This is a genomic window from Microvirga zambiensis WSM3693 (genome assembly GCF_016735695.1).
Lineage (GTDB): Bacteria > Pseudomonadota > Alphaproteobacteria > Rhizobiales > Beijerinckiaceae > Microvirga > Microvirga zambiensis.
In genome coordinates this window covers 67,703-75,763 of sequence record NZ_JAERQD010000030.1, presented here as the reverse complement: position 1 = coordinate 75,763, position 8,061 = coordinate 67,703, and the positions used below count along the sequence as shown (strand labels likewise).

The following is an 8,061-nucleotide window of genomic DNA, read 5'->3' as shown; positions in this document are numbered from 1 at the left end:
AAGCAGTCGGGGCTTGGCCGCGAGGGCTCGAAATACGGCATCGAGGGCTTTCTCGAGATCAAATACGTCAATGTCGCCATGTGAGATGCATCGGCCGCGCTTACATTGAGACGGCACCGCCCATGGGGTTCGGCAGATAGCCCAGAAAGCCGGCGATGCGCCACCGGCCTTCGATCCGCCGGCAGAAATAAAGGGTCTGCCAGCGCAATACGGCCGATTCCGCTCCTGCGAGCGGAATCGTGCCGTCAAACTTCTTGCGCGCCATCGCGAAGTCGTTGACGATCTCGATCTCATGCAAGGTCGTCAGCGCAAATAAGGCCTGTTTCAGATCCTTGGGGTCGATGCGTCCGGCAAATTCTGTGCCGCCTGCAAGCCAAGCCTCGCGATAGCGCGCGATATTGGCGAATGTCGCGCGCCATGATCCGGGATCGTCCGAGAATCCGCCGTCGATGCCAAAGAAGCCGTCCGGCGCGAAATCCGCATAATGCGCGTTCCAATCGCCCGCGACGAAGGCCTGAATGTCGCGGCGAACGAGCATCTCCCAGACCGCGTGCCGGTCGACGTCGCTGGACGGAAAAGGATTGCTGTCGGACATCGTGTGAAAACTCCGTTGGCAGTGATCGTAGTGGCGAAATCCGCGTTGCGGAACCGTTCCATGAGACTTGTGCACGGCTCCAGAGCCGCTAAACCTTGGGAGTGGGAGGCGAGGAATGAGCGAGACTGTGCTTGTGACCGGCGGTGCCGGCGATATCGGTCGGGCACTGGCCCGGCGCTTCCTGGCCGGGGGGCATCGAGTCGTGCTGTTCGACCGGGATGGAACCGCTCTCGAAGGGGCCGCCCGGGACATCGTGGGCGGTGATCGCCTCGTGTGCATCACAGCCGACGTGACCGACAGCGCCTCTATCGGTGAGGCTGTCACTCGAGCGGAAGCAGCCTTCGGCCCAATCGGCGTCCTCGTCAACAATGCGGGTGGTGTGATCGCGCCGACGCTAGCGTCGACCGATGAAGCCGCGTGGCTGGCCGATCTCGATCTCAACCTGAACGGTGCCTGGCGCTGCGTGCGCGCCGTACAGGACGGCATGATGATGCGACGCAGGGGCATCATCATCAATATCTCGTCGGCCAATGCCACCGGGATCTACGGCTATCCGGCCTATAGCTCGGCAAAGGCCGGCCTCGAGCACTTCACCCGCTTCCTGGCCGTTGAACTGGGGCGACATGGCATCCGCGCGAACGCCATCGCACCCGGCAGCGTGAGGACGCAGGCCTGGAACGAGCGCGTGGCGCAGGATCCTGAGATCCTTGAACGGGTGAAGCGCTGGTATCCGCTGGGTGAGGTGTGCGAGCCGGAAGACGTGGCGGGTCTGGCGGCCTTTCTGGTAAGCCCGGACGCACGGATGATCACCGGTGCGGTCATCGCTCTCGATGGCGGCCTCACGGCAGGCTCGACGACCATGGCCCGTGAATTCTGCGGCGCGGAATTCTAGAGCATTGGATCCCAAAAGTGGAATCCACTTTTGGGTCCGATGCTCCACTCTTTGAAGAGCGCATCGTTCGGGGCGGAAAGCCGGGTCCACTTTTCGCACGATGCGCTAAGGTGACTTGCGTCAGTTCCGGGCGTCGGCCTCAGAACTTTACGCCGAGATAGGTGCGATCGTCAGTCCAGTGCGTGGCTGTCGAGCCTTTGGGCGAGGGGTAGAGGATCACTTTTGCCGGGTCCTCCCGCTCGACGTCGCGAAATGCTTCTTCCCAGGACGCCACGCCGAAATCCGCACCGGGTCTGAAATAGCCGTCGGAGAACAGCTCGATGGTTCGGACCTCTGCCCGTGGAAGCCGCTCGAAATGCACCAGGGACAGAGGGACCTCGAAGCCGTCGAGAGCCGAATAGCCGAGGATCGTGCTCGTGTTGTTCTGATAGGCGCCCTGCGCATTGACGATGCCGCCGCGCACGAGCGTTTCGATGTCGCCTTGCGGCACGTGCGGCAATGCCTGCACGCATGCGGTGACCGCATGCTGCTCGATCAACACGAGATCCTGAGGATCGAGGATGTCGGCGAGCGCTTCATGCGGCTGCCTGGTGCCGAACCAGGTCACCCGGCGCGACGTTTTCTCCTGTATCACCGGGTCACTCGTGCGGGCGCCGATGACCGGCCAGGCCTTCTGGCGGAGGGTCGACGTGATCAGGTCCAGGTCCTTGTCGATCTGGAGGATACGGCTGCCATTGATGCGGATCCCGGTATCGCCCACAAGCGCGATATCGATGGTCTCATCGCCTATCAGGGCGACGGTGAGGGTTGAGGAGAACCGATAGTTGACGTCCGACCGTGCGGCGTCCAGCGTGCCGTGAGTTCTATAGGCATCGGCGATAGCCTGGGTCAGAATGGGGATCAGGAGCTTCGTGTCTGTGGGTCGGTCGGGGCGCGTGAGCGCGTATTCAAGTGCTTCCTTGACGATCGTTGCCGCATATTGGCCGGACAGCATGCCGTTATAGCGCGTGCCAAGGCGGTCCGTGACGCCATCGATCACGGCATAGGCGCGTCCAGGAAGAACGACGAAGCGGTCTTCGTTCGTATCGGGCGCAGAGGGATCCTTGGCCTCGGAGAAGGCTTCGATGAGCATGGAACAAACTCGCTTTCAGGAATCAGGCGACACCTACTTGACTTGAACGATGTGTGTCGCATTGAGGATCGCCGGGTCCTTGAGTTTGGTCCTGGGATCGCAATTGGTGATAAGCACCGATGCATGACGCAAATGGCTGATGGCGTGGGGCGCGCGACCGCCGAACTTATCCGCCTGCACGACGAAGATCACCTGCCGGGAGGCGGCAATCACCTCCTGGACAAACGAGACCTCGAGAGGGTCGTGCGCGAGCACCGCGCCATCTTCGTCGATGGCGTTGGCGCCGAGGATCGCGAGATCGAACTTGAAGGTGTTGCCGACGCCGCCGCCCATGGCGGCAAGAATGGCTGTGTCGTTGCGTCGAACATAACCGCCGAACAGGTAGAGCGTGACCGTGGTGTTGAATGTGCACGCGTAGGCAACACCGAGATTGCTGGTTGCGACGATCAGACGGGAGCGGTCGCGCAATACCTCATGGATCGAATTGAATGTCGTACCGAGCCCGACATAGATGGTCGAGCCCGGTTGAATGAACTCTGCAAGCGGCGCCATCAGCCGGCGTTTCAGCTCCGTCTGATGGGCATTCCTGTCTTTGTAGGCGATGGCTGTGGAACCAGGGCCGGGAAGCGCAACGCCGTGGCCCTTTTGAATGAGGCCGCGCGATTCCAGTTCCTGCAGATCGCGCCGAATGGTCTGCGAGGTGACCCCGTGTTCCTGTGCGAGGTTCATCACCGGAGTTCCACCAAGCCGCGCGATCGACTCGATGATGTGCCGCCGTCGTTCTTCCGCCGACAGTTTCGTGACTTTCGTCGATAGGGACGCGGGCATGGTTCCGGACGGTTCTTGAAGGAATGCGGCTGCGGCTATGAAACCGCGGCCGCAATGTTGACTATTGGCCGACGGCCTTGCGCCACTTGTCGAGCACGGCCTGGGTGCCGCCAAGCTCGTCGATGGTCTTCAACTCGACGAGCTTCAGGCTGCTGAGCGGGGGAAGGTCGCCTGGGCCGGAGACATCCGTGCGGACCGAGCGGCGTCCCGCTTCCTTGACCAGCAGTTCCTGGGTCTTCTTGGAAAGCGCCCAGTCGATGAACTTTTTGCCGTTCTCGGAATTGGGGGCGCCCTTCACCAGAGCAACGCCGTCCGGAGAGGCGGTCGTTCCATCGGCGAGATAGGCGATCTTCACCGGCGCGCCGCCGACTTTGTACTCGAGAGCATTGTCCTCGAGCGTCAGACCGAGCGGAGCCTCGCCATCGGCGACATAACGGGGCACCGAGCCGGAGCTGTCGGTCAGCACGAAGTTCTTCGCGATCTCGCCGTACTTGTTCCAGCCCTGGTCGCCGAAGACGGTCAGAACCGTCATCATCTGCTGGAACGCCGAGCCGGAATTGTCTGCTCGGGCAGAGGCGACCTTGGCCTTCCACTTCGGATCGGCCAGATCGGTCAGGGTTTTCGGCGTATCTGTCTCCGGGATCATGCGGGTGTTCTGCATGAGCACGTAGATGACGGCCGTATAGGGCGTCCAAGCCGGGCTCTTCACGAAGCGCGGATCGATGCCGCCGGCTTCCTTCGACTTGTAGGGCTCGAGAAGGTCGGCATTCTCGGTGAGCAGGCTGCCGGTGGTGCTCCAGATCACGTCGGCCTTCGGAGCCTTGGCCTCGGCGCGGACACGGCGGGTGACCTCGCTGGAGCCGAGCTGGATCACCTCGGTCTTGATTCCGGTCTCTTTTTCGAAAACCGGGGCGAGCGCCTGCACGAGGGATGTCTTGTGGGCTGTGTAGAGTACGACCTTTTCCTGAGCCGAGGCGGCTCCAGCGAATGCCGCCATCGAAACGGCGGTCACCAATAGGCCTGTCAACGCTTTCATCCGTTCCTCCCGAACCACGATGACGTCAAAAACGGCCTTTATGTTGTATATGCAAAGACCGCATGTTGCAAAGTAAACACTCCTGCTTATGCTTGTAAAGCAGACAAGCAAGAGCGGCCCGGGGGAACGATGAGTTATCTAACGGTGAAGGATGCATCGAAGCAGTTCGGCGGATCGGTTCGAGCCCTCGATGGGGTGTCGTTCGCGGTAGAGCGGAACGAGTTCTTCACGCTTCTGGGGCCGAGCGGCTGCGGGAAGACCACCCTGCTGCGCTCCATCGCCGGCTTCGCCGACCTGACGGCAGGCAGCATTAGCCTTGCCGGAGCCGCGCTCGATGCCGTTCCCTCACACAAGCGCGATATCGGCATGGTCTTTCAGGATTATGCGGTCTTCCCGCATCTGACGGTGGCCGAGAACGTCGCCTTCGGCCTCAAAGCCAGGAAGGTGCCGGCGACGGAGACCGCAACTCGGGTTGCCGAGGCGCTTAACACCGTTCGGCTCGGCGCCATGGCCGCTCGCCTTCCCGCAGCGCTCTCGGGTGGGCAGCAGCAGCGCATCGGCCTTGCCCGTGCCATGGTGATCCGCCCGAAGCTTCTCCTGATGGACGAGCCGCTCTCCAATCTCGACGCCAAGTTACGCATCGACCTGCGCGACGAGATCCGCGACATCCAGAAGAGCATCGGGATCGCGGCCATCTACGTCACGCACGATCAGGAAGAGGCGCTGGCGATCTCCGACCGCATCTGCGTGATGAATGCGGGCCGGATCGAGCAGATCGGGACGCCGCAGGAAATCTATGCCGATCCAAGGACGATTTTCGTCGCCTCTTTCGTCGGTACCATGAACATTCTGCCGCAGGAAGCGGCTTCTCATCTCGGTCTGGAGTCCAGCCGCGTTCATCAATGGGCGATCCGTCCCGAGCACATCCAGCTCGACCAGGGCAATCTCGCTCCAGACAGCGTCCGCCTCGCCGGGCGCGTCGAAAAATATACCTATCTCGGACGTGAAGCCCATGTGATGGCCCAAACGCCGGCCGGCAAGATCGTCGTGCAGCTCGCCGATCCCGCGCCAAGCCTGCGCATGGAGCCGGGGAGCGCCATCTCGCTTGCTTTCCGGCGTCAGGACATTCTGAGCTTCGATTCCAAAGGCGTGCGACTCGAGGGTAGGGGCAACTGATGCGGGTCAGCTTCTGGACACTCGTCTCGATCTTCGCCTGGCTGATCCTGATTGCTCTCCTGGTGGTGCCGCTCGGATCGGTGCTTCTCTCGAGCGTCCAGGATCAGGCCGGGAGCTTCACCCTCGCAAACTACGCACGTTTCATCGAAACGCCTCGCTTCCGCACGGCTTTCCTCAACACCCTCATCATCGGATTCGGCGGCCTCGCCGGCTCGCTGTTGCTCGGCAGCGCCATGGCATTCTGTATGGCGCGCATCGAGATCCGCGGCAGCCGCATCGTATCACTGCTCGCGATCCTGGCACTCGTCTCGCCGCCCTTCATCGGCGCCTATTCCTGGATCGTGCTGTTCGGGTCGGGCGGTCTCGTCCGCCAGACCCTGATGTCGTGGGGCATCTTCATTCCACCGATCTTCGGCCTATGGGGTATCCTCATCGTCTTTTCGTTCAAGTTCTATCCTTACGTCTATCTCCTTGCTTCCGGCGCGCTCGCCAACATCAACCGATCCCTGGAGGAGGCCGCGGAAAGCCTTGGACTCACGCCGTTCCAGCGCGTGATGAAGATCTCGTTCCCGCTGGTTCTCCCAGCTCTCTCTGCCGGCGGTCTGCTGGCACTGATCCATTCGATCGCCGATTTCGGAACGCCTCGTCTCATCGGACGCGGCTTCAACGTGCTGGCAACGGAAGCCTACACGCTTTACTCCGCGGAGGTCGGGAGCAATCTCAGCATGGCGACCACGATCAGCATCGTGCTGATCCTGCTGTCGATGTTCTTCGTGTTCGCACAGCGCTATATGTCGCGCCGGAATGTCTATCACGGCAACCTGATCAACAAGCCGGTGAAGAAGAAGCTCACTGGGTTCCCGAACATCGCCGCCCATGTGGTCGTCTATGGAATCGCTTTGATCGGGGCGATGCCCGCCTTCATTGCCGCGATCTACTCGGTCAGGCGCACGAGCGGCCCGGTCTTCCATCCGGGCTTCGGCTTGGATAGCTACCGCCGCATTCTCTACAATCTTGCAGATGTGGTACAGAACTCGCTCACGTTTTCCTTCGCGACCGTTGCGCTTATCGTGACCATCGGAACGCTCATCGGATGCCTTGTGGCGCGGAAAATGAGCGTCAACAACTCGCTTCTCGATGCGACGCTCATGGTGCCCTATGTGATGCCTGGCATCGTCGTGGGCATCGCCTTTGTCGCCGCCTTCAACTCGCCTCCGCTCGCGCTGACCGGCACGGCCGCCGTGATCATTCTGTCGATCTTCATCAGGCGACTTCCCTATTCCGTCCGTTCCTCGGCCTCTGCCCTGCGGCAGGTCAGTCCGAGTATGGAAGAGGCGGCGATCTCTCTAGGCTACAGTCCATCAAGGGCCTTCATGAAGGTAACCGTTCCACTCATTCTGCCGGGCATCATCGCGGGCGGCATGCTGAGCTTCGTCACGGCCATCAACGAATTGTCCTCATCGCTCGTGCTATACGTGGGCAGCACTGCCACCATGCCCGTGCGCATCTACATCGCGATCAATGACGGCGATTACGGCACCGCCGCAGCACTTTCCACCGTGCTTCTCGTGTTGAGCAGCACTGCCATCTACATCGCCTTCCGTCTCATGGGACGGGACGAGCGAGCGTTGCTTTGAGACCTCCCATGGATATCCGCATCGAAGCCGACAAGAAATCACTCGGTACCCATGCCGCCGCAGAGGGTGGCGAGGCCATCAGGGCGGCCATCGCCCGCGACGGTGCCTGCACGATCATCCTCGCGACCGGCGCCAGCCAGTTCGAGATGCTCGACGCGCTGGTGCTCGAAAAGGGGATCGACTGGGCGAAGGTTACGGTCTTCCATCTCGATGAATATGTCGGCCTGCCGCTGACCCATGAAGCGAGCTTCCGCCGCTATCTGAAGGAGCGTTTCGTCGCGCGCGTTCCGACGTTGAGAGAGTTCGTTTTCATCGAGGGCGACGCTGCCGATCTGGAGGCCGAAATCTCCCGGCTCAACAGCCTCATTGCAGAGAAACGCATAGCGGTCTGCTTCGCCGGAATCGGCGAGAACTGCCATCTTGCCTTCAACGATCCTCCGGCCGATTTCGATGTCGAAGCACCCTATATCGTTGTCACACTCGATGAAGCGTGCCGGCGGCAGCAGCTCGGCGAGGGGTGGTTCCCGAGCCTGGAGGCCGTTCCGGACCGCGCCATCTCCATGAGCATCCGCCAGATCCTGAAGAGTGAGCGCGTCGTCCTGTGCGTGCCGGATGCCCGTAAGGCGGTTGCCGTGAAGAACGCCGTAGAGGGCGCAGTCAGCCCCGATCACCCGGCGTCCGTACTGCAGCAGCATCCACACTGTACTCTCTATCTCGATCCGCCCGCAGCCGCTCTCCTGTCGCGCAAGGCAAGCTGAGGCTTAG

Annotated in this window: 8 protein-coding genes; 4 read left to right on the top strand and 4 right to left on the bottom strand. The window is 61.5% G+C overall.

Annotation, left to right across the window (positions count from 1 at the left end):
• Nucleotides 1–100 precede the first annotated feature (100 nt).
• Nucleotides 101–595, bottom strand: coding sequence for a hypothetical protein (locus JKL46_RS20970; protein WP_201836913.1), 495 nt, complete (start codon nucleotides 593–595; stop codon nucleotides 101–103).
• A gap of 115 nt (nucleotides 596–710) precedes the next feature.
• Between JKL46_RS20970 and JKL46_RS20965 the strand changes: the two genes are divergently transcribed.
• Nucleotides 711–1,487 (top strand): SDR family oxidoreductase, encoded by a 777-nt coding sequence (locus JKL46_RS20965; RefSeq protein ID WP_201836911.1) that lies wholly within the window; start codon nucleotides 711–713, stop codon nucleotides 1,485–1,487.
• A gap of 139 nt (nucleotides 1,488–1,626) precedes the next feature.
• On the opposite strand, the gene JKL46_RS20960 is transcribed toward JKL46_RS20965, so the two are convergent.
• From JKL46_RS20960 to JKL46_RS20950, 3 genes are all read right to left on the bottom strand, one after another.
• Nucleotides 1,627–2,619, bottom strand: coding sequence for a PP2C family serine/threonine-protein phosphatase (locus JKL46_RS20960; RefSeq protein ID WP_201836909.1), 993 nt, complete (start codon nucleotides 2,617–2,619; stop codon nucleotides 1,627–1,629).
• Between the two features lie 33 nt (nucleotides 2,620–2,652).
• Nucleotides 2,653–3,447, bottom strand: coding sequence for a DeoR/GlpR family DNA-binding transcription regulator (locus tag JKL46_RS20955; RefSeq protein WP_281399922.1), 795 nt, complete (start codon nucleotides 3,445–3,447; stop codon nucleotides 2,653–2,655).
• Between the two features lie 61 nt (nucleotides 3,448–3,508).
• Entirely contained in the window at nucleotides 3,509–4,483 is a 975-nt protein-coding gene (locus JKL46_RS20950) for an extracellular solute-binding protein (RefSeq protein WP_201836904.1), read from the bottom strand.
• 129 nt (nucleotides 4,484–4,612) lie between these two features.
• Here JKL46_RS20950 and JKL46_RS20945 point away from each other — a divergent pair, with 129 nt between their 5' ends.
• Genes JKL46_RS20945 through JKL46_RS20935 form a run of 3 tightly spaced genes read left to right on the top strand, consistent with a single transcriptional unit; the run spans nucleotide 4,613 to nucleotide 8,054 of the window.
• Nucleotides 4,613–5,659, top strand: a complete 1,047-nt coding sequence (locus JKL46_RS20945) for an ABC transporter ATP-binding protein (RefSeq protein WP_201836902.1) — start codon at nucleotides 4,613–4,615, stop codon at nucleotides 5,657–5,659.
• Nucleotides 5,659–7,296, top strand: coding sequence for an ABC transporter permease (locus tag JKL46_RS20940; protein ID WP_201836900.1), 1,638 nt, complete (start codon nucleotides 5,659–5,661; stop codon nucleotides 7,294–7,296). Before JKL46_RS20945 ends, JKL46_RS20940 begins: the two co-directional genes overlap by 1 nt.
• Nucleotides 7,297–7,304: 8 nt before the next feature.
• Nucleotides 7,305–8,054 (top strand): glucosamine-6-phosphate deaminase, encoded by a 750-nt coding sequence (locus JKL46_RS20935; RefSeq protein ID WP_201836898.1) that lies wholly within the window; start codon nucleotides 7,305–7,307, stop codon nucleotides 8,052–8,054.
• The last annotated feature ends 7 nt before the right edge of the window (nucleotides 8,055–8,061 follow it).